The sequence below is a fragment of the Amycolatopsis sp. cmx-4-83 genome (genome assembly GCF_046548815.1).
GTDB lineage: Bacteria > Actinomycetota > Actinomycetes > Mycobacteriales > Pseudonocardiaceae > Amycolatopsis > Amycolatopsis pretoriensis_A.
Map to the genome: position 1 here is coordinate 709,523 of NZ_JAEBEF010000003.1, position 25,658 is coordinate 735,180.

The 25,658-nt window shown below is 73.0% G+C and carries 21 protein-coding genes; 13 read left to right on the top strand and 8 right to left on the bottom strand.

What is annotated here, in order from left to right; genetic code table 11:
* Positions 1–9: 9 nt before the first annotated feature.
* Positions 10–801: an SDR family oxidoreductase gene (locus ACLJQM_RS12695; RefSeq protein ID WP_410631331.1), complete on the bottom strand. Its 792-nt coding sequence runs from the start codon at positions 799–801 to the stop codon at positions 10–12.
* 41 nt (positions 802–842) lie between these two features.
* On the opposite strand from ACLJQM_RS12695, the gene ACLJQM_RS12700 reads away from it, so the two are divergent.
* The 4 genes from ACLJQM_RS12700 (at position 843) to ACLJQM_RS12715 (ending at position 4,034) form a co-directional block, all read left to right on the top strand.
* Complete coding sequence (locus ACLJQM_RS12700; RefSeq protein ID WP_410631332.1) at positions 843–1,628, top strand: IclR family transcriptional regulator; 786 nt, start codon at positions 843–845, stop codon at positions 1,626–1,628.
* Positions 1,629–1,727: 99 nt separating this feature from the next.
* On the top strand, positions 1,728–3,218 hold the full coding sequence (locus ACLJQM_RS12705) for a flavin-containing monooxygenase (RefSeq protein WP_410631333.1): 1,491 nt from the start codon (positions 1,728–1,730) through the stop codon (positions 3,216–3,218).
* A 13-nt stretch (positions 3,219–3,231) separates the two neighbouring features.
* Entirely contained in the window at positions 3,232–3,678 is a 447-nt protein-coding gene (locus ACLJQM_RS12710) for a cupin domain-containing protein (protein WP_360781512.1), read from the top strand.
* Positions 3,675–4,034, top strand: coding sequence for an SgcJ/EcaC family oxidoreductase (locus ACLJQM_RS12715; RefSeq protein WP_410631334.1), 360 nt, complete (start codon positions 3,675–3,677; stop codon positions 4,032–4,034). Before ACLJQM_RS12710 ends, ACLJQM_RS12715 begins: the two co-directional genes overlap by 4 nt.
* Here ACLJQM_RS12715 and ACLJQM_RS12720 read toward each other — a convergent pair.
* Positions 4,018–4,875 carry an EamA family transporter gene (locus ACLJQM_RS12720; RefSeq protein WP_410631335.1) on the bottom strand — a complete coding sequence of 286 codons (858 nt, stop codon included), beginning with the start codon at positions 4,873–4,875 and terminating at the stop codon, positions 4,018–4,020. The two genes, ACLJQM_RS12715 and ACLJQM_RS12720, sit on opposite strands and share 17 nt — an antisense overlap.
* 83 nt (positions 4,876–4,958) lie before the next feature.
* Here ACLJQM_RS12720 and ACLJQM_RS12725 point away from each other — a divergent pair, with 83 nt between their 5' ends.
* Positions 4,959–5,849 (top strand): LysR family transcriptional regulator, encoded by an 891-nt coding sequence (locus ACLJQM_RS12725; protein ID WP_410631336.1) that lies wholly within the window; start codon positions 4,959–4,961, stop codon positions 5,847–5,849.
* Positions 5,850–5,920: 71 nt separating this feature from the next.
* On the opposite strand, the gene ACLJQM_RS12730 is transcribed toward ACLJQM_RS12725, so the two are convergent.
* On the bottom strand, positions 5,921–9,058 hold the full coding sequence (locus ACLJQM_RS12730; protein ID WP_410631337.1) for an RHS repeat-associated core domain-containing protein: 3,138 nt from the start codon (positions 9,056–9,058) through the stop codon (positions 5,921–5,923).
* Positions 9,059–9,188: 130 nt separating this feature from the next.
* On the bottom strand, positions 9,189–10,298 hold the full coding sequence (locus ACLJQM_RS12735) for an ROK family transcriptional regulator (protein WP_247022590.1): 1,110 nt from the start codon (positions 10,296–10,298) through the stop codon (positions 9,189–9,191).
* A 56-nt stretch (positions 10,299–10,354) separates the two neighbouring features.
* Between ACLJQM_RS12735 and ACLJQM_RS12740 the strand changes: the two genes are divergently transcribed.
* On the top strand, positions 10,355–11,569 hold the full coding sequence (locus ACLJQM_RS12740; RefSeq protein ID WP_410631338.1) for an MFS transporter: 1,215 nt from the start codon (positions 10,355–10,357) through the stop codon (positions 11,567–11,569).
* Here ACLJQM_RS12740 and ACLJQM_RS12745 read toward each other — a convergent pair whose 3' ends face one another.
* Positions 11,570–15,910 carry an Hsp70 family protein gene (locus tag ACLJQM_RS12745; RefSeq protein WP_410631339.1) on the bottom strand — a complete coding sequence of 1,447 codons (4,341 nt, stop codon included), beginning with the start codon at positions 15,908–15,910 and terminating at the stop codon, positions 11,570–11,572. It lies immediately after the preceding gene.
* A 338-nt stretch (positions 15,911–16,248) separates the two neighbouring features.
* Between ACLJQM_RS12745 and ACLJQM_RS12750 the strand changes: the two genes are divergently transcribed.
* From ACLJQM_RS12750 to ACLJQM_RS12770, 5 genes are all read left to right on the top strand, one after another.
* Complete coding sequence (locus tag ACLJQM_RS12750) at positions 16,249–16,974, top strand: ArsR family transcriptional regulator (protein WP_410631340.1); 726 nt, start codon at positions 16,249–16,251, stop codon at positions 16,972–16,974.
* A complete protein-coding gene (locus tag ACLJQM_RS12755) occupies positions 16,971–17,357 on the top strand; it encodes a VOC family protein (RefSeq protein ID WP_410631341.1) in 387 nt (128 codons plus the stop codon). Before ACLJQM_RS12750 ends, ACLJQM_RS12755 begins: the two co-directional genes overlap by 4 nt.
* Before the next feature lie 71 nt (positions 17,358–17,428).
* Entirely contained in the window at positions 17,429–18,631 is a 1,203-nt protein-coding gene (locus ACLJQM_RS12760) for an APC family permease (protein ID WP_410631379.1), read from the top strand.
* Positions 18,632–19,085: 454 nt separating this feature from the next.
* Entirely contained in the window at positions 19,086–20,072 is a 987-nt protein-coding gene (locus ACLJQM_RS12765; RefSeq protein ID WP_410631342.1) for a zinc-binding dehydrogenase, read from the top strand.
* A gap of 5 nt (positions 20,073–20,077) precedes the next feature.
* Positions 20,078–21,055: an RNA polymerase subunit sigma-70 gene (locus ACLJQM_RS12770; protein ID WP_410631343.1), complete on the top strand. Its 978-nt coding sequence runs from the start codon at positions 20,078–20,080 to the stop codon at positions 21,053–21,055.
* Here ACLJQM_RS12770 and ACLJQM_RS12775 read toward each other — a convergent pair.
* Positions 21,052–21,195 (bottom strand): hypothetical protein, encoded by a 144-nt coding sequence (locus ACLJQM_RS12775; RefSeq protein WP_360781493.1) that lies wholly within the window; start codon positions 21,193–21,195, stop codon positions 21,052–21,054. The genes ACLJQM_RS12770 and ACLJQM_RS12775 overlap by 4 nt on opposite strands.
* 154 nt (positions 21,196–21,349) lie before the next feature.
* Here ACLJQM_RS12775 and ACLJQM_RS12780 point away from each other — a divergent pair, with 154 nt between their 5' ends.
* On the top strand, positions 21,350–22,501 hold the full coding sequence (locus ACLJQM_RS12780) for a N(5)-(carboxyethyl)ornithine synthase (RefSeq protein ID WP_360781492.1): 1,152 nt from the start codon (positions 21,350–21,352) through the stop codon (positions 22,499–22,501).
* A 315-nt stretch (positions 22,502–22,816) separates the two neighbouring features.
* Entirely contained in the window at positions 22,817–23,767 is a 951-nt protein-coding gene (locus ACLJQM_RS12785; protein WP_360781490.1) for a LuxR C-terminal-related transcriptional regulator, read from the top strand.
* 90 nt (positions 23,768–23,857) lie between these two features.
* Here the strand turns inward: ACLJQM_RS12785 and ACLJQM_RS12790 are convergent, their stop codons facing one another.
* Together ACLJQM_RS12790 and ACLJQM_RS12795 are read right to left on the bottom strand one after the other, a co-directional pair.
* Positions 23,858–24,013, bottom strand: a complete 156-nt coding sequence (locus ACLJQM_RS12790) for a hypothetical protein (RefSeq protein WP_410631344.1) — start codon at positions 24,011–24,013, stop codon at positions 23,858–23,860.
* A gap of 277 nt (positions 24,014–24,290) precedes the next feature.
* A complete protein-coding gene (locus ACLJQM_RS12795; protein WP_360776637.1) occupies positions 24,291–25,616 on the bottom strand; it encodes a tachylectin-related carbohydrate-binding protein in 1,326 nt (441 codons plus the stop codon).
* Positions 25,617–25,658: the final 42 nt, after the last annotated feature.

Here is a 25,658-nt window from a genome sequence, read left to right on the forward strand (position 1 = left end):
GCGCACCTTTCAGGCTGGGCATTCCGTGCGGCCGCCGTCGACCGTCAGCACCGTCCCGTTGACGTACCCCGCTTCGGGGGACGCGAGGAACGCCACCGCGGCCGCGACCTCGCGGGGTGCCGCGGCCCGGCCGGCGGGGATGGCCGCGAGCTCCTCGGCCATCGCCGTCGAGACGTCGACCCCGGCCGCGCCGGCCCGGCTGCGCACCACTTCGAGGCGCCGCGCGGTGAGCGTCGCACCGACCGCGACGCAGTTGACGGTGACACCCCGGTCGGCGTACTCCAGCGCCGCCAGCTTCGCCGCCGACGTCGTCGCCGAGCGCAGCACGGTCGACGCGGCGAGACCCGGCTGCGGCTGGCGCACCGCCGTCGAGGTGAGCACGACGACGCGGCCGAAGCCCCGCTCGGCCATGGCGGGCAGCGCGGCCCGCAGCAGCGCGAGCGGACCGAGGACCAGCAGGTCGAGGTCGTGGTGCCACTGCCCGGCGGGGACTTCGAACACCGTGCCCGGCGCCGGTCCGCCCGCGTTGGCCACGACGACGTCGAGCGAACCGTGCCGCTCGCGCACGCGGTCCACGGCGGCCGCCGCCGCGGCCGGGTCCGCGAGGTCGCAGACGACGTAGCCGGCGCCGGGGCCGAGTTCGAGCGCGGTCTCGGCGAGGGTGGTTTCGGTGCGCCCGGCGAGGACCACGCGGTGGCCGCTCGCGTGCAGCGCGGCCGCGCAGGCCGAGCCGATGCCGCCGGCGCCGCCGCCGACGAGGGCGACGCGGTGCCGCTTCGGATGAGACTGGTTGCTCTCCATGATGTGCCCTACATTCGGCCCATGACCCCCGGTGACCAAGGATGAGTCCCACTGCCCGGGACTCCGGCGCGCTCGAACGGGCCGCCGCGCTGCTGGACGCGTTCGACGTGACCCACCGCGAGCTGACCCTCGCCCGGCTCGTCGAACGCTCGGGCCTGCCGCGCTCGACCGTGCACCGCACCGCGGCCCGGATGATCGAGCTCGGCTGGCTGGACAAGCCGGGGGAGAAGTACCGGATCGGCACCCGCCTGTTCGAGCTGTCCGGCCTGGTGCCGGTGCGCCACGAGCTGCGCGAGGCGGTGCTGCCCTACCTGCAGGACCTCTACGCCGCGGCCAAGACGACCGTGCAGCTCGGCGTGCTCGAGGGCACCCGGATCCTGGTCGTCGAGAAGATCAGCGGGCACCGCCCGCTGCCGATGCTCGACCAGGTCGGCGGCTTCATCCCGGCGCACTGCTCGGGCATCGGCCGGGCCATCCTCGCCTGGGCCGACCCGGAGACGGTCGGAGCGGTGGTGGCGGCCGGGCTCACCCGGCGCACTCCGCGCACGATCACCACCGCGGACGCGCTGGAGCGCGAGCTCGCCGTCGTCCACGAGCAGGGCTGGGCCTACGACCGCGAAGAGGGCAACCCCGGCATCAGCTGCGTCGCGGCGCCGATCTTCGACTTCACCGGCGGCGTCGCGGCCGCGCTGTCGGTCACCGGGCCGAGTGCCGCGGTGCAGCCCGACCGGATCGGGCCGGCCGTGCGGATGGCGGCCGCGGCGGCGAGCCGGGCCTACTCCGCCCGGCGCTGGGCGGTGCCCCGGCCGGAGCTGCCGTCCCAGTGAGCAGGACTCCCGGTTGGTTCGCGGCGCCCGGCTGGTGAACGCTGTGCGCACACCGAGCCCGGGCACCCGCCCCGGCGGCCTCGACGAGGAGGAGCAGGCATGCGCGTCGCGATCATCGGGGCCGGGCTGGCCGGGCTGACCACCGCCAAGGTGCTGCTGCAGGCCGGCCACGACGTCGAGGTCCTCGACAAGGCACCCGACGTCGGCGGGGTGTGGAGCCGGACCCGGCGCTACCCGGGGCTGACGACGCAAAGCCCGAAGGCGCAGTACTCCTTTTCGGACTTCCCGATGCCGCGGGAGTTCCCGGAATGGCCGTCGGGCGCGCAGATCCAGCAGTACCTGGCCGCCTACGCCGACGAATACGGCGTCACGCCGCACCTGCGCCTCGGCACCGAGGTGACGTCGGTGGCGCCCGACGGCGGCCGCTGGGTGGTGACCACCGCGGCGCAGGGGGCCGCGGGGTTCGACCGGGTCGTCGTCGCGAACGGCGTGTTCTGCGAGCCGGCGCTCCCGGACTACCCCGGCCGCGCGGAGTTCGAGGCGGCCGGCGGGCGCCTGCTGGCCGGCTCGGACTTCCACGACGTCGAGGACGCGCGCGGCGAAAACGTGCTCGTCGTCGGCTACGGCAAGTCCGCCTGCGACGTGACCGTGGCGATCAGCGGCGTCGCCGCGAGCACCGACGTCATCGCCCGGCAGCTGCTGTGGAAGGTGCCGCGCAAGATCGCCGGCGTGCTCAACTTCAAGATGCTGCTGCTGACCCGGCTGGGCGAGGCGCTGTTCCGCTACCGGCGGCTGCGCGGCTTCGAGAAGTTCCTGCACGGCCCGGGAAACCGGCTGCGGCGGGCGATGCTCAACTCCATCGGGTCGGTGTCGGTGCGCCAGTTCGGGCTCGCCCGCAACGACCTGGTGCCGCGCGGGCGGATGGAGGACATCGTCAAGAACGCGATCGGCCTGGCCACCGAAGGCTTCTTCGAAGGCGTGGCCGACGGGTCGATCCGCGTCCACCGCGACCAGGTGATCAAGCGGCTCTTCGCTTTCCACGGCCGGCCGCACGCCGAACTGGCCGACGGCACGGAGCTGCCGGCCGGCCTCGTCGTCTGCGCCACCGGCTTCACCCAGGGCGTGCCGTTCCTGCCCGCGCCCGTGCAGGAGCGGCTGTTCGACGAGCGCCGGAACTTCCTGCTGTACCGGCAGATCCAGCCGATCGGTGTGCCTGGGCTGTACTTCAACGGCTACAACTCGTCGTTCTTCAGCCCGCTCAACGCCGAGGTGGCGGCGTTGTGGATCGCGGCCGACCTCGCGGGCGCGCTCACCCTGCCGGACGAGGCAGCGCGGCGCGAAGACGTCGTCGGCCAGCTCGCCTTCCTCGACGTCGCGACCGGCGCGCACCACTGCCGCGGCACGAAGATCATCCCGTTCTCCATCCACAACGTCGACGAGGTGCTCGGCGACCTCGGCGTCCAGCTCGGCCGGTTCACCCGCTTCACGCACTGGCTGAACCCGGTCGCGCCCGCGGCCTACCGCGCGCTGACGCCGAAGCTGCTGGCGCGCCTGGACAACGCGCCCGAACCCGCGAAAGCCCCGCTGTAGAAAGGAGTCCGAAATGGACACCGTGACGACCGGCGTGCTCCACCCCGGCGACGGGACGAACCTCGGCGCGATCGGGCTGGGCATCCACGCCCGGCTCACCGGCGCCGACACCCACGGCGCGTACTCGCTGTTCGAATACGTCGTGCCGCCGGGCCTGGGCGGCCCGCCGACCCACGTCCACAGCCGCGAGGACGAGCTGTTCACCTGCGTCCAGGGCCGCGTCGAGGTCGAGCTCGACGGCGTCCGGCACGTCCTCGGCCAGGGCGACTCTTTGCTGCTGCCGCGCGGGGTGCCGCACGTGTTCCGCAACCCGTTCGACGAGGAGACCCGCATCATCGCGGTGGTTTCGCCGCCGGGGCTGGAGAACTACTACAAGGAGCTGTCGGAGTTGCCGCCCGGGCGCGACATGAAGCTGGTCGCGGAAGTGATGACCCGCTACGGCCTGAGCCTGCGGAAGTGAACCACGAGCGGATGGTCCGCGAGATGTGCGCGGCGGTCGACGCGGGCGACGCGGCGGCGTTCGCGTCGTGGTTCGCCGACGACGCGAGGTACGTGTTCGGCAACGCCGAGCCGCTGACCGGCCGGGCCGCGATCACCGCGGCGACGGCCGGGGCGGCCGGCGCACTGCCGTGGGTCCGCCACGTCGTCGACCAGGTGGCGGTGGTGGGCGAGGACCAGCTGTTCTGCCGCTTCACGATCGAAACCGAGTCCCCGGCCGGGAAACCGCTGGCCCTGCCGTGCGTGACGGTGATGTGGCTGGCGGGGGAGCGGATCGTCGACTACCGCGTGCACCTGGACCTCACGCCGGCGTTGTGACCGCAGGTTCGCGTGCTCCGCTGCGTTCGGCGCCGACCCCGGCCGCGACCACGAACAGGATCCCGGCCACCGCGCCGGCGTTCGGGACCTGGTGCAGCACGAGGAACCCGATCGTCAGTGCGATGGCCGGCTCCAGGCTCATCAGCGTGCCGAACGAGGAGGCGTTCAGTCGCCGCAGGGCGAGCATCTCCAGGCTGAAGGGGATCACCGGCAGCAGCACGGCGAGCCCGAGGCCGGCCAGCAGCAGGTCCCAGGTCAGCTGCCCGAACACGCCCGGCCCGGAGACGAGCGTCGCCACGATGCCCGCCACCGGCATCGACACGGCGAGCCCGCGCACGCCCGCCACCTCGTCGCCGACCCGTAGCGTCAGCAGGATGTAGGCCGCCCAGCACACCGCGGACGCGAGCGCGTAGCCGACGCCGAGCAGGTCCGCGCCACCCCGCCACGGTTCGGTCAGCAGGAGCACGCCGACCGCGGCGAGGACCGGCCACAGCTTCTTGCCGCCGCGCCCGCGCGTGACGGCGACCGTGAGCGGCCCGAGGAACTCCAGCGCGCTCGCCGTGCCCAGCGGCAGCAGGGCGACCGCCTTCATGAACAGCATGGTCATCCCGGCCGTGACCACGCCGAGGCCGCAGCAGGCGAGGAACGTGGCGCGCCGGAAGGCCGACGGCCGCGGCCGGACCAGCACCAGCAGCAGGACCCCGGCCCACGCGAGGCGGAGCCAGGCCGCGCCTTCGGGGCCGACGCGGTCGAAGAGGCCGACGGACACGGCGAGGCCGAGCTGGACGCAGAGCATGGCGGCGACCGCGAAGGCCGCGCCGGTACGGGTGGAGGACAGCACGCGCCGAGCAAAGCCGATCCGCACCGTTCGTGTCCACGTGGTGATCGTGGACGTACCGTTCGAGGATCGTGGACAATCGGGAGATGGACACCCGCAGGCTGCAGTTCCTCCTCGAGCTGTCCCGCCACGGCTCGATGCGCGCCGTGGCGGATGTGCTCGGCACCACGACGTCCACGGTCTCGCAGCAGATCGCGACGCTGGCGAAGGAAACCGGCGCGCCACTGCTCGAACCGGACGGCCGCCGCGTCCGGCTGACCCCCGCGGGACGGCGGCTGGCCGAGCACGCGGTGACGATCCTCGCCGCGGTGGAGGCCGCCCGCGCCGCCCTCGACCCGGGCGCCGAACCGGCCGGAACCGTGCGCGTCGCCGGGTTCGCGACGGCGGTCCGGCGCTCCGTCCTGCCGGCGGCGACCGCGCTCGCCGCGCACCACACGCGGGTCGAGCTGCGGATCAGCGAGTACGAGCCGGCCGAGGCCTTGACGGCGTTGCTGGCCGACGACATCGACCTCGCCCTCACCTACGACTACGACCTCGCCCCCGCGAGCACGGACCCCGCGATCACGGTGAGTCCACTGTGGACAGCGCGGTGGTCGCTCGCGGTCCCGGCGCCCGACGCGGCCGGTGTCCGGAGCGGGGACACGGTGGCGGTGTTCGAGGCGTTCCGCGACCACGACTGGATCGTCAACTCCCGCAACACCGCCGACGAGGACGTGGTCCGCAGGCTGGCGTCGATGGCCCGGTTCACCCCGCGCGTGACGCACCGCGCGGACAGCCTGGAACTGGTGGAGGACCTGATCACCACGGGCCCGGCCCCGGCGGTCGGCCTGCTGCCGGCCGGGCGCGCGGTGAAGGCCGGCGTCGCACTCCTCCCGCTGACCGGCCCGGAGGTGCGGCAGCGCGCGTTCGCGTGCACCCGCCGCGGCCGGGAGGTGTGGCCACCGCTGGCGCTGGTGCTGGGGTTGCTGGCCCGCTGACGCCTCGGCACCGCGGCGGCGGAGGAACAACTCCGCCGCCGCCGGCCGCTGATTACACGTATTCCCTGTTTCTAGTCATCGCACGAGTCCACCGCGTCGTTGATCGAAAACGGCAAGCTGAATCCACTGGTGAACAAACCGCCGATGGCGACACCGGCACCGACGCCGCCCGTCGTGGCGGCCAGGCCCGCGACGGCCAGGCCGAATCCGATCCCGCTGACCGCGGCGAGGCCCACCGAGCCCGCGCACGAATAGCGTCCGGTGGGGTCCAGGCGGTTGGGCGGATTGCCGCCGACGTACGCGTACCGGCTGGCCGCGTCGGGCTCCAGGACCGGGCTGACCGGGTCGATCGAAGTCCAGTTGGCGGTGGTGGTGTCGTGCCAGCGGATGCCGTGTTTGAGCCAGCCCGTGTTGTCGTCGAGCAGGCCCTGGGTGTAGCGGATCGGGTTGGCCGCGGCGGTGGTTCCGGTAGCGGTGAGCTGCTTGCCGGAAGGGTCGTAGCCGTAGCTGGCTGACACGGTTCCGGTGCTGGTGACGAGGTTCACCGGACTGCCCTGGTTGTCCAAGGCGTAGTAGTGGACCTCGCCGGCGGTCTGGATTGCGATGGGTGTGCCACTGGGATCGCTGTCGAGGTAACTGGTCTGGCCGTTCTTGGTGAACGACTGCAGTACGGGGACACCGTGGACGTCGTTGCGTCCGTAGACGTAGCTGGCGGTGTTCGTCCCGGTGATGGTGGAGACGAGTTCGTTCTGGTCGCCGCCGGCCCAGGTGTAGGTGGTCGACGACGAGCCCTGGGTGCGGTTCGTGGTTTGCCCGGCGGCGTTGTGGGCGAAGGTGCCTTGCGTGGGGTCACCGGTCCGGTTCCCGGCGGCGTCGTGCTGGTAACCGGTGTTCGAGATCTCGTTCGCCGCGTTGTAGGTCAGGGTCTGCGTGGTGGTGCCGTCGACCTTCGCGGTGAGCCTGTTGCCGGCCTTGTCGTAGGTGTAGGCGTAGTCGTGACCGCCGTAGTTCGACACCGCGGTGAGCCGGTTGGCGGTGTCGTAGCTGTAGAGCGACACCGCGCCGCTGAGGTTGTCGGTCGACCACTTGATCAACCCGGTGTCGGAGGTGGCCGACGCAGACGGGCACGCCTGCCCGGCGACACGAGGCGAGTAGCAGAACCCGGTGTCGAACACCTTGGTCGCGTCGTTGGACGCGCGTGAGGTCCAGGTCCGCGAGATGCGGCCACTCTTGTCGAAGGTGGTTTTCGTGTGGGCGGCGAACGTCGTGTGGGCGGGGTTGGTGGCGAACCAGGTGTCGGTGCGCTTGCCGTCGTCGTCGTAAGCGAACCCGGTCTTCTGCCCGTTCGGGGTGGTCATTTCGGTGACCTGGTTCGCCGCGTCGTAGAGGTAGGTGGTGGCGCCGCGGGCGTCGGTCTTCGACGTCAGGTTTCCGGCCTTGTCGTAGCCGTAGGACAGGGTGCCGCCGCCGGAGGTCGCCGTCCGCGAAGTGACCCGGTTCTGGGCGTCGTAGGTGAAGGTCGTCGTGCCCGAAGAATCGGTACGGGTGAGCACGTTCCCGGCGCCGTCGTAGGTGTAGGCCACATCGGGGGTGCCGTCGGAGTACTGGATGGTCTTGACCCGGTCGCCGCGGTCGTAGGCGTAGGTGGTGCGCAGCCCGCGCCCGTCGCGGACGGCGTGCAGCCGGCCGAACCCGTCGTAGGAGACCGCGATCGGCGCCAGGCCCGAACCGGCCGGTGGGGTGATGTCGGTGATCTGGTGATCGGAGTTCGCGGTGTAGTCGGTGGTGTTGCCGCGCGGGTCGGTGGCGGTGTCGACGGTGCCGTCGGCGTTGTAATCGACCTTCGACGTCGCGGTCGCGGCCGTGTTGGCCGAGGTGAGGGGGTTGCCGGCGCCGTCGTAGGTGAACAGCTTGGCGTTGCCCTGGCCGTCGGTTCCGCCGGAGGGCAGATACTTCGCCGCGCCGGTGTTGGCGTACGTCGCGGTCGACTTCGCCCCGGTCGGCGCGGTGACGCCGGTGAGCGACTCGCCGGCGTTCACGGCCGGGTCGTGCCCGAAGGTGGTGACACCTCCGGTGCCGCTGGTCGAGGTCGCGGCGTCGTCGAACGGGGTGTAGGTCTTGGTGCGCCCGCGGCCGAGCGGGTCGGCCACGGACGTCACCAGCTCCCGGGCGTTGAGGAAGTAGTCGGTCTGCGGACCGGCGGACGGGACGGTCTCGGTGTTGTTCGGATCCGCGACCAGCGTCTCCCCGGCCGAGTAGTAGGTGAACCGGGTCGCCGCGCCGCCCGCCGGGTTCTCCTGGGTCACCTTCTTGACCCGGTGCGAGGCGTCGTACTGGACCGCGGTCTGCTTGCCCGCGCCGTTGGTGATCGTGGTCAGGTCGCCGGTGGTCGCGTCGTAGCCGAACTGGGTGGTCTTCGAGGTCGGGTCGGTGATCTTGGTCAGGCGGCCCGAGGTGTAGGTGTAGGCGACGCTGCGCGGGGTGCCGTCGTCACCGGTCTGGCCGATCGTGGCCAGGGTGCCGGACCAGGTGAGGGTCGCGGTCCGGGCACCCGCGCCGCCGCGGGTCGAGGAGACCTGGGACAGCTTCCCGGAGGTGTAGGTGAACGTGGTGGCCTGGGTGTTGCGATCCTTCACCGACACCAGCTGTCCGGTCGCGTTGAACGTCGACACCGAGTTGGTGTCGTGGTCGGTGATCGTCCAGCCCGACGCGGTCTTGACCATGGCGACCTTGAACCCGGCCGGTGCGGTGTACGCCGACCCGCCGGCGGGTTGGAACAGGCCTTCGCGGCCCTCAGGCGCCAAGTAGAGCACGGAGTTGTCGGAATTCAGGACCACCTTGGTGTCCTGACCCACCCGCATCGCCCAGCCGGCACCCGCCGATCCGGACGGCAGCGCGGTCCCGGCTCCGAGGCGCAGGCTGTTGTAGGTCAGACCGAGCTGCAGGTCGTCCCGGATCCCCGGCAACGCCAGATCCGAGGTGGTGACCAGCAGGTTGCCGGTGCCGACGTCGACCGAGGCGGACACCGTGTCGGAGATCGGGAACGGGATGCGGGTCGCCGACGGGCGAGGCCCGGTCAGGGTCGGTGTCAGCACCGCGGCCTGTCCGGCTTCGGCGGTCGTCGCCGCGATGGGAGTTCCGGATACCAGCAGCAACGCGGTCGTGGCCGCGACGGTCGAATGACGCCATGACGTTCTTCGCGTGGACAAGATCACTCCAGGGTGGGGATCGGCTTCCGGCGACAGGCAGGTCGGTGTCGCCGGAAGCCCACGCTCAGGCGGAGGTGGCGGTTGAGGCGCTCGCGAGCGGTTCACCCGGATGCGCCACAACAGCGCCGGCTCAGGGGCGTGCGGTGACGGCCTCCGCCGCGGGCAGCCGGGGCCGGGTCGGGTCCGGGAGGCCGTAGCGGGTGTTCAGGACCTGCATCGCCGCGCCCGCCGCGACGACGTCCGTCCCCAACGTCGTCAACGAGACCTCCACCGTCAGCCACTCGGCGCCCGGCAGCTGCGTGCGCACCGCGTGTTCGACCGCTGCCCGGTAGAGCTCGCCGTGGGGGAGGAGGTCCGCGCCGCCAAGGACGATGTGGCCCAGGTCCAGGGTCTGCAGGAGGTTGACCACGCCCGTCGCAAGGACCGCGGCCGCCGTGGCCGGGTCGCTCGCCTGTTCGTGGACGGCCTCCAGGCAGCCGTGGCGGCCGCAGGCGCAGCGGGGGCCGTCGAGCTGGACGACCGCGTGGCCGAACTCGCTGGCGTTCGTGTGCGCGCCGCGGTGGGCGGCGCCGCCGAGCCACAGGCCGGCGCCGACGCCGGCGTCGACCACGACCAGGGCCGCGTCGCGGAATTCCGTGCCGCGGCGCCAGGCTTCCGCGGTGACTCCGGCCGTGACGTCCTTGTCCACCACCACGGGCAGGCCCAGCCGCTTCTCGGCGAGTTCCGCCAGCGGGACGTCGCGCCAGTGCCGCAGCCGGTGGGCGCCGCGGACGGTGCCGGTCGACTGGTCGAGCGGGCCGATCATGCCGATGCCGACGCCGGCGAGTTCCGGGGTGGCCAGGCCGTGCTCGGCGATCATCGCCTCGACGCCGGCGGCCAGCTCGCCCAGCAGGTGTTCCGGCGTGAAGTCGGGCGGCAGCGGCGTCGCGGTCGACGCGCGGACGGTGCCGGCCAGGTCGGCGAGGACCAGGCGCAGCTCACGGCGGGTGACGTGCGCGCCGATCGCCCGGCGGCTGCCCGGGACCAGGCGGTAGACCGCGGCCGGTTTGCCGCGCGGTGGGCGCCGCACGCCCGCCGGTTCGAGCAGGCCTTCCTCGACCAGGCGGGCGAGCACCTTCGACACGGCCTGCGGCGTCAGCCCGGTGACCTCGGCGACCGTGCCGCGCTCGAGCGTGGGCACGGTCCGGGCCAGCGCGATCACCAGCGCCTCGTGGTAGTCCCGCAGGAAAGCCAGGTGCACGGCTTCACTGTATCGGCCCCTGGTACTAACGCAACAGCGTTGCTAAAGTCGCTGGGATGGACGACCTCACCCGACGACGTCGCTGGGCGGCCCTGCTCGCACTGGCCCTCGGTTCGGTCGGGATCGGCCTGACCGAGTTCGTGCCGGCCGGGCTGCTGCCCGACATCGCCCGCAGCGTGCTCGGCAACGCCGAACCGGATTCGGTCGCGCGGGCGGGGTGGATGATCACCGCGTACGCGCTGGGCGTCGTCGTGGGCGCGCCGGTCTCCGCCGTGGTCAGCGCCCGGATGCGGCGCAAGCGGCTGGTGCTCGGGCTGCTGGTGCTGTTCGTGCTCGGCACCGTCGCCTCCGCGGTGGCCTCGTCGTTCGGCCTGGTGCTGGCCGCCCGGTTCGCCGCGGGCCTGCCGCACGGCGCCTACTTCGGGGCCGCCGGCCTGCTGGCCGCGACGCTGATGGGGCCGGGCAGCGAGGGGCGCGGGTTCGCCGTGGTGCTCAGCGGGCTGACCGTCGCCAACGTGGCCGGTGTCCCGGTGATCACCCGGCTCGGGCAGGCCGCGGGCTGGCGGACGGCGTACCTGGTCATCGCCGGGGTCTTCCTGCTCGCGCTCGCGGCGGTGGCGGCCACCGTGCCGGACGCGCCGGCCACGGGCGGGTCGCCGGCCGACGAACTGCGCGCGCTGCGCCGGCCGCAGGTGTGGCTGGTCGCGGTGACCGCCTCGATCGGGATCGCCGGGTTCTTCGCCGTCGACAGCTACCTCGCGCCGATCACCACCTCGGTCACCGGGCTGTCGCCGGGCGCGGTGCCCTGGGTGCTGGTCGCCGTCGGGCTCGGCATGACCGTCGGCAACTTCCTGGGCGGCTGGCAGGCCGACCGGAACCTCCGGCGGGCCATGGTGGCAGGCTTCGCCGCGGTGATCGCCGCGAACGTCTACTTCGGACTGTTCGTCGGTTCGCCGTTCGGCCTGTACACCGGCGCGTTCCTGATCGGCGGGACGATCCTGTTCCTCGGCCCGGTGCTGCAGGCGCGCCTGATCGCGGTGGCGCCGGGCGCCCAGCTGATGGGCGCGGCGCTGAACCAGTCGGCGTTCAACACGGCCAACAGCCTCGGTGCGGCGCTGGGCAGCGTGGTCATCGCCGCCGGGCTCGGCTACCGCGCCACGGCGTGGGCCGGGGTGGTGGTGAGCGCGATCGGGCTCGTGCTGGCCGTGGCCGGCTTCGCCGTCGACCGCCGCCGCGCCGTCAAGGCACCGGCGGACGCCCTCGTGCGGTGATCAGCCCGCCTCCAGGAGCGCGTCCAGAGCGGTCAGGCTGAGCACCTGGCCGTATTCGCCGGGAAGGGCCACGCCGATCACTTCGCCGAGTTCGTCGAGGACCGGCGCGCCGGCGCAGGCGGCCGGGAGAGCCACGCTCGTGCGGAACAGCCGCTCGCCGTCTTCGTTCGACTCGAACCGGTTGACCACCCCGCTCAGCAGCGTGCGAGTGCCGTCCTCGGCCGGGCCGGGCAACCACAGCTGGTCGCCGATCCGGACGAGCTCCGGGCGGCCGAGCGGTAGCGGCGCCACCCCCAGCGGCTCGGCCAGTTCCAGCACCACGACGTCGTGCCCGGCCGTGTGCACCTTCTCGACTTCGCCGCCTGTGACGGCGATCGGTGCCTCGTCCTCCGGCCGGTGCGCGACGACGAACCGGTCGCCGATCGCGAAACTCATTGCGCCGCAAGAGGTTTCGACCAGCCCGGCCGGCGGCCCCGACGGTCGCCTCGCGCCCGCACGCCGTCGCAGCGCGCGGTAGCCCTCGGCGTCGCCGGTGCCCGCGAGGCACTCTTCGTGCCGCCGGACGTCGGCGGGGTCGGCCGGCGGTTCGGGCAGCTCGCCCAGTGCGGCGAGCGCCTCCCGGTACGACCCGGCCGCGTGGTGGTCGCGGAAGCGGCGCAGCGGATCGGGTTCGTTCAGCGCCAGCCGGGCGAGCACGGCGCTCCAGCGCGCGACCTTCACGGCCAGCTCCCGGAGCCGCTCGGCTCGGGCGCGCGCGGTGTCGAGCAGGTGCGCGGTCTGGGCGACGGTGGCTTCGAGGTCCTCGTCGGCGGGCGCCGGCTGGGCGGCGCAGGCTTCGGCCGCGGCGGCGGTCTTGACCGCCGCCGTCCGCGCGGAGGCCAGGTCGAGCTCGGTCTGGACGTCCTCGTTGAACATCTCCACCAGTGCTTGCCGCGTTTCGGGCGGCAGCGCGGTGGCCGGCGGGCGGTGGGTGGCCTGCCGCTGCCGGAACTCCCGCCAAGCCCCCTCGGTGCCGTCGTCGGCGAGCGCGGCGGCGAGGTCCCGCAGCTCCGCCCGCAGGTCGGCGAGCTCACCGCGGTGCCGTTCGCGCTCGCGCTGCTGCTCGTAGCGGCGGGTCAGGTCGCCGATCTCCCGGGGCGACAGCAGGGTGGTGTCGGTCACCCGGATCCCGTTGGCCAGCTTCGTCCTCAGATCGCGTGCGGTCACCTCGAGCACGCAGTCGGCGTCGATGTCGAAGGTGACCTCGATCTGGGGTTCGCCCTTCGGCGCGGGCGGGATCCCGGTGAGCACGAACTCGCCGATCTTCGACTCGCGGTCGAGGGTGCCGTTGTAGATCTCGATGCGCACTTCGGTCTGGTTGTCGTCGTGGGTGGTGTAGATCTCGGAGCGGCGGGTCGGGATCGTGGTGGCCCGGCTGATCAGTTCGGAGAAGACCTTCCGCGCGGCCTCGCCGGTGCCCTCGGTGACCTGGATGCCGAGGGCGAGCGGCGTGACGTCGAGAAGCAGGAACTTGGTCAGCGCTCCGCTGCGCGTGGCGCCCAGCAGCGCGGCCCCGCTGGCGACCGCGGTCCGCGGATCGGTGATGACGATCCCCTTGGCAGCGAAGACCTGTTCCACGGTCTGGCGGACGAGAGGGGACAGCATCGGCCGGCCGACCAGCACGACGTGGTCCGGCCGCTCGGGCGCGGACTCCAGGAACGCGGTGGTCACCCGGCGCAGCGTGGCCAGCCGGTCGGCCAGCACCTCCGCCAGCTCGGCCCGGGTCAGTTCCACGGGGACGTGGCCGTGCGAGCCGAAGGAGAGCAGGGTGTCGGACGCCCGGTCCTGGGCGGAGAGGGCGACCTTCAGCTTCTCCGCGACGATTCCCAGCCGGCGGCGCAGCGGGTCCGTCGCCGGGACGTCGATGCCCTTCAGCCGCAGCTGGGCGGCGAGCGCCTCCGTGACGGCGGCGTCGAAGTCCTTGCCGCCGAAGCGGGGGTCACCGCCGACGTCCCGGACCTCGTAGACGCCTTCGCCCACTTCCAGCAGGCTCAGGTCGAGCGTGCCGGCGCCGAGGTCGACCACGGCGACCGTCGCCCCGAGCTTCCGTTCGTACGCGGTCGCGATGCACGCGGCGGTCGGTTCGTGCAGCAGCCGGACCACGTCGACCTCGGCGATCTCGCAGGCCGACCGGGTGGCGGCGTTCTGGTTGTTGGTGAAGTACGCGGGAACCGTGACGACCACCCGCGGCCGGTCGATCCGGAGGGCGTGGTGGCGTTCGGTCCAGGACAGCCACTCGTCCCGCACCTGACCGAGTTCGGCCTGGGCCAGCTCCCCGACGCGTTCGCGGACCCGCTCGGCCAGGAACGTCTCGACCAGGCCCCGGGCGTGCCGGATGATCCGGGCGGCCACCTCTTCCGGCCGGTAGGTGCGGTCGCGGATCTTGAACCGGGTGGCGGTGCCCATCCGCCGCTTGGCGGCGTCGATGTGCCCGGCCAGCCACGGCGCCAGCGTCTCTTCGCCGGTCAGGCCGACCAGTTCGGTGCCCTGCCGGTCGAGGCTCAGCGTCGAGGCGAACTGGAGGTGCCCCTTCCACGGGCAGAAGACCGGCCGCTGCGCCTCGCGGTCGTAGATCGCCGCGGCGGACGTGGTCGTGCCCAGGTCCAGGCCCCAGATCTCGCTGTAGCGGCGGCCGACGTCCGCACGGGCCCGCGTCACCCACGACTGCGCCCGTTCCTGGAACCGGCGCAGGTCTTCCGCGCCCAGCGCCTCCAGGCAGGCCGTGACGTCGGCGACGAGGTGGGGCGGGACCAGCTCGTCTTCGGTCAGCCGGCGCAGCGCCGAGGCCGCCTGCGAATGCTCGCCGCGGGCCTCGACCGCGGTGAGGCAGTGCCGGACGAGCTTGTCGTACTCGCCGGTCCGGCGCAGGCACTCGGCCAGCCGCGGGTCCTCCGCCGCTTCCGCGCCGAGCCAGCCGAGCAGGACGTGCGCCGCGCCGGCGAAGTCACCGGCGCGCAGGTACAGCGTGACCGCCTGCTCGGGCTGCCCGACGCGCTGCCGCAGCCGGGCGGCACCGGCGAAGTCGCCGCCGGCCTCGTAGGAGGCGGCACGGGCGTCCAGCGCCTCCGGGGAGTCGTCGCCCTGCAGCACCCGCGCCGCTTCGCCGAACTGCCCGGTCCGGTTGAACAACTGGTTGGCGCGGAAGAACTCGCGCCCCTCCTCGGCCCGCCACGCCGCGAGGGCGAGCTCGCCGGCGGCTTCTTCGAACCGGCTCCAGGCCCGGTAGGCGTCCTGGGTCCCGCCGGCGTCCCCGGCCAGCCGGATCAGCGCGCCGAAGTGGAGCCGGGTGGCCGTGACGAGGTCCGTGCGCAGCCGGTCGACCCGCTGACGGCGGTCCAGCACGGCCGCGGTCGGCACGCCGGCGCGGTCCAGGTGCGTCAGCACGTCCTGGAGCCGTCCGGCCGCGGCGGCGAACTCCTGCCGCTCGGCGAGTTCGCCGACTTCCGGCAGGACGCGGTCGGCGAGCGCGGCCAGCCGGTCCGGCCGGTCGGCCGGGCACGTGGCCAGCGCGTCGGAGAACTGGCGTAGCTCCTCGTGGCACCGGCTCACCTGGTCGAGGCGGCCGAGGTCGCGGTAGACGGGGAGCGCGTCGGCGAACCGGCCGGCGTCGACCAGCAGACCGCCGTAGCGCTCGGCCAGCGCGTCGTTCAGCTCGGTGATCGGGCGGGCGCGGGCCAGGTCCAGGCCCGCGCCGACGTCCTCGGCCGTCCGTGACCGCAGGCAGCAGGCGAGGGCCCGGCGCACGTCGTTGTCGGACTTCGCCAGCCGGACCGCGTCGGCGCCGTGCCCCAGCAGGCAGTGGACGTCGAGGACGTCCGGCCGCAGTGCCTCGGTGAGGTCCGCGAAGAAGCGCTGCCACAGCTCGGCGTCGCGCTCGAGGGGGATCCGGGCCGCGTGCTGCGTCACGACCTTCGCCACCACCTCCTGGGTGAGCACCCGCCGCTTTCCCCAGCGGAGGAGGTGGTGGATCGCGAAGTCGGCGTCGTCCAGTTCCGCCAGCAGCCGGACCATCCGGTCGCGGGCCACCCCCTGCAGCTCCGGCAGGTTCAGCCGCGAGGCGACGTCGAACACGACGGTGAGGACGTGCCGGTCCGGACGCGAGGTCAGGGCGGCCAGCCACGGCCGGTCGAGGGCGCCCAGCGGGTAGCGCTCCGGCGGGATGCGGTGATCGTGCGCGCCGAACACCTCGACGGCCCGGACGGGCTCGGCACGCAGCGTCAGCCGCAGGGCCCGGCGGTACGCGCGGGCGGCGCGCTCCCAGTCGGCGGGGGCGGGCGCCCCGGCGGGGAAAAGGGCGTTCACCCGCTCCACGGCCCTGGCCACCCGTTTCCCGGCGCCACCCGACAACCAGTCGAGAAAAGGCTCGTGAACGGGCACGCGGTACGGCGGGGGTTCGAATGCGGGTGGGGGTGCGCCCTGACCCGAAACGATCACGTTGTCGGCGCGCCCCACGAGGATGGCGTTCCGCGCGTCGCCCGTGAAATCGTTCTTGATCTGGCGCTCGCTCACATCACTCCCTGGTGCCCGGCTGCGGGGAAACGCTAGCACTGCGCCCCGATTTCGGTTTCGGGTTCCCGGGAAGTCAATTACGAGAATTGCGTAGCTTGATGTATCAATCGTGGTTGATGTACTCTGCTCGCGTGCCCGATGCCGACCTGCCCCCGCCGTTCGTGCGGCTGGCCGCGGATCCGCTGCGCTGGCGGATCCTGCGCGAGCTGGCCGTGAGCGACCGCCGCGTGCGGGAGCTGGTGGGCGCGGTCGGGCAGCCGCAGAACCTGGTCTCCTACCACCTGGGCAAGCTGCGCGCGGCCGAGCTGGTGACGGCGCGGCGGAGCAGTTTCGACGGCCGCGACACCTACTACCACCTCGACCTGCGCCGGTGCGCGGACGCGCTGGCCGAGACCGGTGCGTCGCTGCACCCGGGCCTGACCGTCGTGACCGCCGAGCCGGTGGCCCGGCCGAAGGTGCTGTTCGTGTGCACCGGGAACAGCGGCCGGTCGCCGATGGCCGCGGCGTTGCTGCGGCACCGGGGCGGGGATGCGGTCAGCGCGGGCAGCCACCCGAAGCCGCTGCACCCCGACGCCGTCCGCGCGCTGGCGGAGTACGGCATCGCGCTCGCGCACGAGCCGACGCACCTGGACGCGGTGCGGCGACGGCGGTTCGACTGGGTGGTCAGCCTGTGCGACAAGGTCCGTGAAGCCTGCCCGCCGTTGCCCGGCCGGCCGCGGACGATCCACTGGAGCATCCCGGACCCGGCCCGCGAACCGGACGGCCTCGCGGCGTTCCGGCGCGTGGCGGCCGACCTCGACGACCGGATCGGGTTCCTGGTCCGGCGGTTCACCACTCCACGAGACGAGGAAGCATGACCGATGAGCTGGTGAGTGTGCGCTACCTGGTCGACGACGTCGAGCGCGCCGTCGCGTTCTACACCGCCCGGCTCGGGTTCACCGAGCGGTTCAGCGTGCCGGCGTTCGCGGAGGTGACCCGCGGCCGGCTGCGGCTGCTGCTGAGCGGCCCGGACAGCTCCGCCGGGCGCGCGATGCCCGACGGCACGCGGCCCGGCCCCGGCGGCTGGAACCGGATCCACTTCGTCGTCGACGAGCTCGACGCCGAGGTCGAGCGGCTGCGGGCGGCCGGCGTGCCGTTCCGCAGCGACGTGGTCACCGGTCCGGGCGGGCGGCAGATCGTCTTGGACGACCCGGCGGGCAACCCCGTCGAGCTGTTCCAGCCGGCTTCGGCAACGGCGTGACAGCGAGTTCGCCGCCGGCGCTGGAACGCCGCCTCGGCACGAAGGACGCCGTGGTGATCGGCCTCGGGTCGATGATCGGGGCGGGGATCTTCGCCGCGTTCGGGCCGGCCGCGAAGGCGGCGGGCACGGGCCTGCTGGTGGGCTTGGCGCTGGCCGCGGTGATCGCGTACTGCAACGCGGTCGCGTCGGCCCAGCTCGCCGCGCAGTACCCGGTGTCCGGCGGGACGTACGTCTACGGGCGCGAACGCCTCGGGCCGTGGTGGGGGTTCACCGCCGGCTGGGGGTTCGTGGTCGGCAAGACCGCGTCGTGCGCGGCGATGGCGCTGACCTTCGCCACCTACGCGGTGCCCGGCCCGGTCTGGGTGCAACGGCTGGTCGCCGTCGCGGGGGTGCTCGGCCTGGCCGCGCTGAACTACCGCGGGATCACCAAGACCGTGGCGCTGACCCGGATCCTGGTCGGCACCAGCCTGCTCGCGCTGGCGGTGGTGGTGGCCGGGATCGCGGCCGGCGGCGGCGCCACGACGGCGAACCTCGGCGGCTTCTCGTCGCTGGCGTCGGGCGGCTTCTACGGGATCCTCCAGTCCGCCGGCCTGCTGTTCTTCGCGTTCGCCGGGTACGCGCGGATCGCGACGCTGGGGGAGGAGGTCCGCGACCCGCGGCGGACCATCCCCCGCGCGATCCCGATCGCGCTGGCCCTGGCGGTGGTGGTCTACCTCGTCGTGGCGGTCGCGGCCCTGCTCGCCGCGGGGCCGGACGGCCTGGCGAACGCGGCCGCCCCGCTCGTCGCCGCCCTCGACGGCGCCGGAGCCGGGGCACTGACCCCCGCGGTCCGCGTCGGCGGCGCACTGGCCGCCCTCGGCGCACTGCTCGCCCTGATCGCCGGCATCGGCCGCACCGGCCTGGCGATGGCCCGCGAGCGCGACCTGCCCACCTGGCTGGCGGCGGTTCACCCGAAGTACCGGGTACCGCACCACGCCGAACTCGCGCTGGCCGCGATCGTGTCGGCGCTCGTGCTGACGGTGGACCTGCGCGGGGTGATCGGCTTCAGCTCGTTCGGCGTCCTGGTCTACTACGCGGTCGCCAACGCGTCGGCGTTCACGCAGGAGCCGGCGAACCGGCGGTGGCCGCGGTGGCTGAACGTCGTGGGCCTGCTCGGCTGCGTGCTGCTCGTGGCCACGTTGCCGTGGGTGTCGGTCTGTGCGGGGGTGGCGGTGTTCGTGGTGGGGGTGGCCGGCCGTGCGGTGGTCCGGCGACGTCTGGCGGATCCTGGCTGAGCAGGCGATCGGGTGCGTGCTGCTCGTCGCGACGTTGCCGTGGGTGTCGGTCTGCGCGGGCGTGGTGGGGTGGTCGATCGGTTGGTGGTCCGGCGGCGCTCAGCCGATCCTGGCTGAGCAGGCGATCGGGTGCGTGCTGCTCGTGGCGACGTTGCGTGGGTGTCGGTCTGCGCGGGCGTGGTGGGGTGGTCGATCGGTTGGTGGTCCGGCGGCGCTCAGCCGACCCTGGCTGAGCAGGCGATCGGGTGCTTGCTGCTCGTCGCGACCTCGCGTGGGTGTCGGTCTGCGCAGGAGTGGCGGTGTTCGTGGTGGGGATGGCCGGCCGTGCGGTGGTCCGGCGGCGCTCAGTCGGCCCGCGCTGACCAGGCGATCGATTCCCTTTCCCGCTCGCCGGAGTCTTCCTCTCGACGGTGCGGCCCGCCGGAGTGGCCGTCCGAGAAGGAGAGCGACAGCCGTGAGTCTTCCCGCCACCATGCGTGCCCTGCTGCAGACCTCGCTGGACGGACCGCAGGACCTGCACCTGGTCGCCGACGCCCCGGTGCCGGCACCCGGCCGGGGCGAGGTCCTGATCCGGGTCGCCGCCGCCGGGGTCAACTTCGCCGACCTCTCGAAGGCCCGCGGCACCTTCCGGGACGGTCCGCGGCCGCCCTACGCGGCGGGCTTCGAGGCGGCGGGCGAGGTCGTGGCGCTGGGGGAGGCGGTGACCGGCCCGCCGCCCGGAACGTGCGTCGCCGGGGTCGGAGCCGGGGCCTTCGCCGAGTACATGGTCCTGCCCGCGGCGGCGGCGCTGCCGGTGCCGGCCGGCTGGAGCGCCGGACAGGCGCTGGGCCTGGTCGTGAACTGGCCGACCGCGATCGCCGCGCTCAAGCCGCTCGGGCGGGTCGCGGCCGGCGAGACCGTCCTCGTCCACGCCGCGGCCGGCGCCACCGGCCAAGCCGCGGTGATCGTGGCCAAGCACCTCGGCGCGACCGTCGTCGCCTCCGCGTCGCCGGGCAAGCACGAGACCGTGCTGGCGCTGGGAGCCGACCACGTCCTGGACTCCCGGGCGGGCGATCTCGCCGCCGAGGTGCGGCGCCTGACCGGCGGTGCCGACCTGGTGCTGGAATCGGCGGGCGGAGCCACGTTCGCCGCGAGCCTGGCCGCGGCGAAGCCGGTCACCGGCCGGGTGGTCGTCTACGGTCTGGCGGGCGGCGAAGCCGTGCTCACCAACTGGGACCTGGTGTACCGGTACCCCGTGCACGTCATCGGCCTCAACATCGGCACGCTGAGCCAGGCCGCGCCCCGGATCTTCGCGGAGGTCGTGGACGAGGTGGTGACGCTCGTCGAATCCGGCGTCCTCACCCCCGGGCGGCCCACCACCTACGCACTGGCCGACGGCCCGGACGCGCTCGCGGACCTCGAGGCCCGGGCGACCGTCGGCAAGCTCGCCCTGGTGCCGTGAGCCGGGTGAGGACGTCGACCGGGCGGGACGAGGAGCGGTTCACCGCCGAAACCGCGCGTTTCCGCCGGGAGCTGCTGGCGCACTGCTACCGCATGACCGGCTCGGCGCACGACGCCGAGGACCTGGTGCAGGAGACCTACCTGCGGGCGTGGCGGTCCCGCGGCGGCTTCGAGGGCCGGGCGTCGATCCGGTCGTGGCTCTACGCGATCGCGACCAACGTCTGCCTGACCGCGCTGGAGCCGCGCCGGAACCGGGTGCTGCCCTCGGGCTTGAGCGACCCCTACGACGGCCCCACCCGCCCGCCGGCGCAGGTCCCGCCGGGCGAAGTCTCCTGGCTGGAACCGCTGGCGGAGTACCTGGTCGCCGACCCGGCGGCAGTGGCGGCCGGGCGCGAATCCCTGCGGCTCGCGCTCGTCGTCAGCCTGCAGCACCTGCCCGCACGCCAGCGCGCGATCCTGATCCTGCGTGAAGTGCTCGCGTTCACCGCGCCCGAAACGGCCCGGATCCTCGGCACCACCACGGCGGCGGTGAAGAGCGGCCTGCAGCGCGCGCGAGCCCGGCTGGACGAACTGGCGGCACCGCCCGAGGACCTGCTCGAACCGACCGACCGGCGGGCGCGCGCACTGCTGGAGGGCTACGTCACCGCGTTCGAACGCAGCGACGTCGGCCTGCTGGAACAAGTGCTGCGCGTGGACGCCACGCTGGAGGCGACCCCGTTCCGCGACTGGTACGCCGGGCGGGTCAGCTGTCTGCGGGTACTCGGTACCCACGTGCTGGGCGCACCGGGCGACTGGCGGATGAGCGCCACGACCGCCAACGGCCAGCCGGCCGCCGCGGTCTACCGCCGCGACCCCGCGGGGGTGCACCGGGCGCACGGCATCGTGGTGCTGGCGCCGACGAGCGGCGGGATTTCGCGCGTGGTCGAGTTCCACGACCCGGCGCTGGTCGCCGCGTTCGGCTTGGCTCGCGCTTTGCCGGGCTAGCGAGCCCGGCGCGGTTCGACGGGTTCCGGGGTGTACTCCGGCTGGCGGAAGAGGTTCCCGTACCGGTCGTCCTGGGGCGCGGTGCGCGCTTCGGGGCGGGGCTCTTCGGTGACGGGGTGGCTGAACAGCGAACTGTCCACTGTGGAAGCAGTGATCAGGGGATCCTTTCGTGGGTGCCCGCGGCGGCCGTCCCGGACCTGCGGTGCGGTCTCGGGGAATGCCCTCGGGCACCACCCAACGTACACGACGTCCTCGCGGAGTGTGTTAAGACTGGCTTCTAGCAAAGGGGCCACCGTGCACCAGCTCAGTCTCGGCGTCGTCGCGCGTTCACGGAAAGAGAACGAACGGCGGTTGCCGATCCACCCGCACCACCTCGACCGGATCGACCCCGATCTCCGGAAATCCCTCTACCTCGAACACGGCTACGGCGAACCCTTCGGCGTACCCGACGACCGGCTGGCGGCCACCGTCGCGGGGCTGCGCACGCGGGAGCAGATCATCGCCGAGTGCGACGTCGTCCTGCTGGCCAAGCCGCTGCGCGAAGACGTCGCCGAACTGCGCCCCGGCCAGGTCCTGTGGGGCTGGCCGCACTGCGTGCAGGACGTCGAGCTGACCCAGCTGGCCGTCGACCGGCGGCTGACCGTCATCGCCTTCGAAGCGATGAACCACTGGCGCCGCGACGGCTCGTTCGGCCTGCACGTCTTCCACAAGAACAACGAACTGGCCGGCTACTGCTCGGTCCTGCACGCGCTGCAGCTGGCCGGGTCGACCGGCGACTACGGCCGCCGCCTGCGGGCGGTGGTGATCGGCTTCGGCGCGACCGCGCGCGGGTCGGTGACGGCGCTGAACGCCCACGGAATCCACGACGTCGACGTCCTCACCGCCCGCGGCCTCAGCGCGGTCGGCTCGCCGATCCACTCCGCGACGATGGTCCACATCGACCACGACGCGAACAGCCCGGGCGATCTGCGCCGCAGCCACGCGCTGACCGACCACGGGCGGGTCCCGCTGGCCGGGTTCCTCGCCGAGCACGACGTCGTCGTCAACTGCGTCCTGCAGGACACCGCCGCGCCGCTGACGTTCCTGATCGAGGACGACCTCGCCGCGTTCGCGCCCGGGAGCCTCATCGTCGACGTCTCCTGCGACGAGGGCATGGGCTTCAGCTGGGCCAAGCCCACGACGTTCACCCACCCGACCTTCCCGATCGGCGACGGTGTCACGTACTACGGCGTCGACCACAGCCCGTCCTACCTGTGGAACTCGGCCACGTGGGAGATCAGCGAAGCCCTGCTGCCGCACCTGCGAGCCGTCCTTTCCGGACAGTCCACATGGGACGAGCACGAGACCGTCCGGCGGGCCGTGGAGATCCAGGACGGCACGATCCGCAACCCCGCGATCCTGTCCTTCCAGAACCGCGCGCCGGACTACCCGCACCAGCGCCGCTGATCCCCGCGCACCTCATGTCATGTCGTGGCGGATCCACTGGGGCAGCGTGGGGTTGCAGGCGGGCGATGGCCGGTCGTGGAGCGCGCTCGGTCACACGATGGACCCGGTTGAAGAGGAAGCAGGCGTCCGGTCGGCCCGTCGGCCCCGAAGATCGTGATGCGGACGACGGCGGTCCTTCCTGGCGGAGGAGAAGGGACGACCACCAGATGTCGGCGCGCCCGTTCGCGTGACAGTTCGGCTGGGCATTCATCGTCGCTCGGACGGGGGACCGAAGTGGACTAGCATGGGCCGCGGTGAGCACCGGGGGGTGTGGGAATGCTGGAAGGGCTGCTCTCGGCCGATGCGGGAGCGTTGTACGACGCCATGGTGCGGTCCGGGCCGGTGGCGCTGGACGATCCGCGGGCCGCGAGCCCCGAGATGCAGGAGCTGCTCGACCGCGGCTTCGTGCGGCGCGACTACCGCGACGACCCGGTGCTGGCGCCGATGGAACCGGTTCGCGCGGTCGACCACGCGATCCTCGGCGCGCAGCAGCGGCTGGTCGAGCAGCAACGCCAGATCGTCGCGGCGCGCCAGCAGCTGGACCTGCTCCAGACCGTCTACCGGGCGACGTACGGCGGCGGCAGCGACGCGGCCGTCGAGGTGCTGTCCGACCCGCAGCGGATCGGGGCGCTGTCACTCGAGCTGTGCCTGTCGGCGAAGGAGGAGTTCCTCACCTTCACCACGCGCCACTTCAAGCGCAAACCGGACGCGAACACGGCGATGGCCCTGCCCGACGCCGTGACCGAACGCGGTGTCCGGCTGCGCAACGTCTACGAGCGCGCCGCGCTGGAGTTCGAGGGCGCGAAGGGTGTCGTCGAGGCCAGCATCGCCGCGGGCTGGACCATGCGGGTGGCGTCCGAGCTGCCGATGAAGATGGTGATCGCCGACCAGCACTCGGCGCTGCTGCCGCTCGACCCCAGCGGCATGGCGGGCGCGGTGTTCGTCCGCAGCCCGACCATCGTCGCCGGCCTGCGGATGCTGTTCGAGCTGGTGTGGACCCAGGCCGTCCCCCTCGGCGACGGCCAGCAGCGCCACGGCCTGACGCCGACCCAGGCCAAGGTGCTCGACCTGCTGGCGACCGGCATGACCGACGGCGCGATCGCGCGGCACCTCGACGTGAGCGAGCGGACGGTCCGCCGCCACGTCCAGGGCCTGCTCGACGCCCTCCAAGCGGACAACCGGGTGGCCGCGGTCCACGCGGCCACCCGGCTGGGCTGGCTCGACTAGCGTCGCAGGTCGCCTGGGCCGCGGTCGACGAACCTCGGTCGCGAGGCACCGGCTGTCCTGCCGGGCGGCGCACCCCGGGCGAACGGCGGTTCAGCTCAAGTGGCACCACGATTCGCCCTCGGTCCAGATCCACACGCACTTCGGCTGCGGCTTGCCCGTCGCGGACGCCTCCGGCGCCACCACCGCACCGAACGCCAGCACCGTCAGCGCCGCCGCGACCACTCCGGTCACCATTCTCTTGATCATGTCGTCCTCCCCGCGAAAGCGATCTCTCTGCTACGTGACAAGTTAGGCGGCGATGTCTTACGCCGGGAGAGCAAGTCCGGCCACTGTCCGGATCCGGTCACGCGGGGCGCGGCGGGTGCGGACGGTGGCCGGTCGGTGGCTCCTCCGCCGGCTCCGGGCTCCCCACCCAGTGCAGGTTGTCCGGTTCGGGCCACCAGCCCGGCGGGGCGGGACGGGCGCCGCCCGTCTCGCCCCACCAGCGTGGTGCCGGTTCGTCTGCCATGCCGGAAGCGCTCGGCTAGGCGCCGAACGGCTGGGCCGACAGCAGCGTCTGCGTCCAGCCCTTCGTGTCGACCGGGTCGGTGCCGAACCCCTGGATGTCCGAGCCGTCGAAGTCGAACGGGTTGTGGTCGTGGTAGCGGTACAGCGCGCCGTCGCGGGTCTGGCCGTAGTACAGGCCGTAGCCCGGGGACACGATCTGGTCGAACGTGCTCCAGCGGTCCGCCAGCGTCGTGCCGGTCCAGGTGTTGTCGGCCGCGATGTGGTACGAGCGCAGGACGCCGGTCGTGCTGATGCCGATGAGCCAGTCGTCGCCGGTGGCGGCGATGGTGCGCATGGTGAACCCGGTGCCGATCACGGCCCGCTGGCCGATCTGGTTGCTCGCGGGCTTGGGCCGGGAAACCACGTAGGACATCAGGGTGCTGCCGGCGATGCCGTAGAGGTGGCCGTGGCCGTCGTAGGTCAGCATGTCGTGCGTCCAGCCGCTGCCGAGCGCGACGGGCGTGCCGAGCTGCAGCGAGTTGTTGTTCGTGATGACGTCGACGCGGTAGAGCACGCCGGCCGGCGAGGTCGCGAGCACGGTGTTGAAGTTCAGCGTGGCCAGCGCCTTGGGCGTGAACCCGAGGTTGTCGCTCGAGACGAGGGTCTTGGTGCGGTCGCCGGTCTGGGAGTTGATGGTGCTGTAGGTCAGCCGCCCGTCGGACAGCGCGCCGTAGACCGACACCGTGGTCGCGGCCGGGCTGCTCAGCTCGTCGACGATGCGCTGCGCGTCCGCGGCCTGCGGCTGGTAGCGGTCGGGGAAGGCGGAGCGCTGGACCCGCTGGCAGACGTCGCCGATCGCGGCCGTGCGCCAGCTGCCGTTCGGGTAGAAGCCTTCCATCACGTCGAGGAACGCGTTGGTGGCCCAGGCCGGGTTGAGCCGCTGCGACTCGGTGCCCCAGGAGTCGAGCTGCTGGAACAGGCCGAGGCTGCTGTGGTCGACCTTCTCGCTGATGTTCTCGACCAGTGATTCGACGATCGTGGTGGTGATCGCGATGACGGCGGCGCGCTCGTCCAGCCCGCGTGCCTGCACGGCGTCGATGACCGCACGGGCGCAGGACACCCGGTACGGCGTCATGTGGCCTTTCAGCGCGCCGGTCAGGACGCTGTTGAGCCGGGTGGCCGACGCGGTGTCGGCGGCGGTCGGGCCGCCGGTGACGCAGGCCGCCGTCGCGTAGGCCGCCAGCTGCTGCATCCGGACGGCCATGGCGTCGGACTCGGTGGTGGCGCTCGCGGCGGTGGCGCCCGCGGTCAGGATGGACAGTGCGGCGAGGCCCGCCGCGATCGCTCTCGTGCTGAGGCGCATCGGAACTCCAGGGTCGGTGGGGCGGTGCCGCGGCCGAGGCCG

What these genes read in the sequence shown, in the direction of transcription:
- ACLJQM_RS12710 (WP_360781512.1), top strand. Translation starts at nt 3,232, where the DNA reads ATGGACACCGTGACGACCGGCGTGCTCCACCCCGGCGACGGGACGAAC.
- ACLJQM_RS12705 (WP_410631333.1), top strand. Translation starts at nt 1,728, where the DNA reads ATGCGCGTCGCGATCATCGGGGCCGGGCTGGCCGGGCTGACCACCGCC.
- ACLJQM_RS12785 (WP_360781490.1), top strand. Translation starts at nt 22,817, where the DNA reads ATGCTGGAAGGGCTGCTCTCGGCCGATGCGGGAGCGTTGTACGACGCC.
- ACLJQM_RS12755 (WP_410631341.1), top strand. Translation starts at nt 16,971, where the DNA reads ATGACCGATGAGCTGGTGAGTGTGCGCTACCTGGTCGACGACGTCGAG.
- ACLJQM_RS12790 (WP_410631344.1), bottom strand. Translation starts at nt 24,013, where the DNA reads ATGATCAAGAGAATGGTGACCGGAGTGGTCGCGGCGGCGCTGACGGTG.
- ACLJQM_RS12695 (WP_410631331.1), bottom strand. Translation starts at nt 801, where the DNA reads ATGGAGAGCAACCAGTCTCATCCGAAGCGGCACCGCGTCGCCCTCGTC.
- ACLJQM_RS12795 (WP_360776637.1), bottom strand. Translation starts at nt 25,616, where the DNA reads ATGCGCCTCAGCACGAGAGCGATCGCGGCGGGCCTCGCCGCACTGTCC.
- ACLJQM_RS12700 (WP_410631332.1), top strand. Translation starts at nt 843, where the DNA reads ATGAGTCCCACTGCCCGGGACTCCGGCGCGCTCGAACGGGCCGCCGCG.
- ACLJQM_RS12725 (WP_410631336.1), top strand. Translation starts at nt 4,959, where the DNA reads ATGGACACCCGCAGGCTGCAGTTCCTCCTCGAGCTGTCCCGCCACGGC.
- ACLJQM_RS12760 (WP_410631379.1), top strand. Translation starts at nt 17,429, where the DNA reads ATGATCGGGGCGGGGATCTTCGCCGCGTTCGGGCCGGCCGCGAAGGCG.
- ACLJQM_RS12740 (WP_410631338.1), top strand. Translation starts at nt 10,355, where the DNA reads ATGGACGACCTCACCCGACGACGTCGCTGGGCGGCCCTGCTCGCACTG.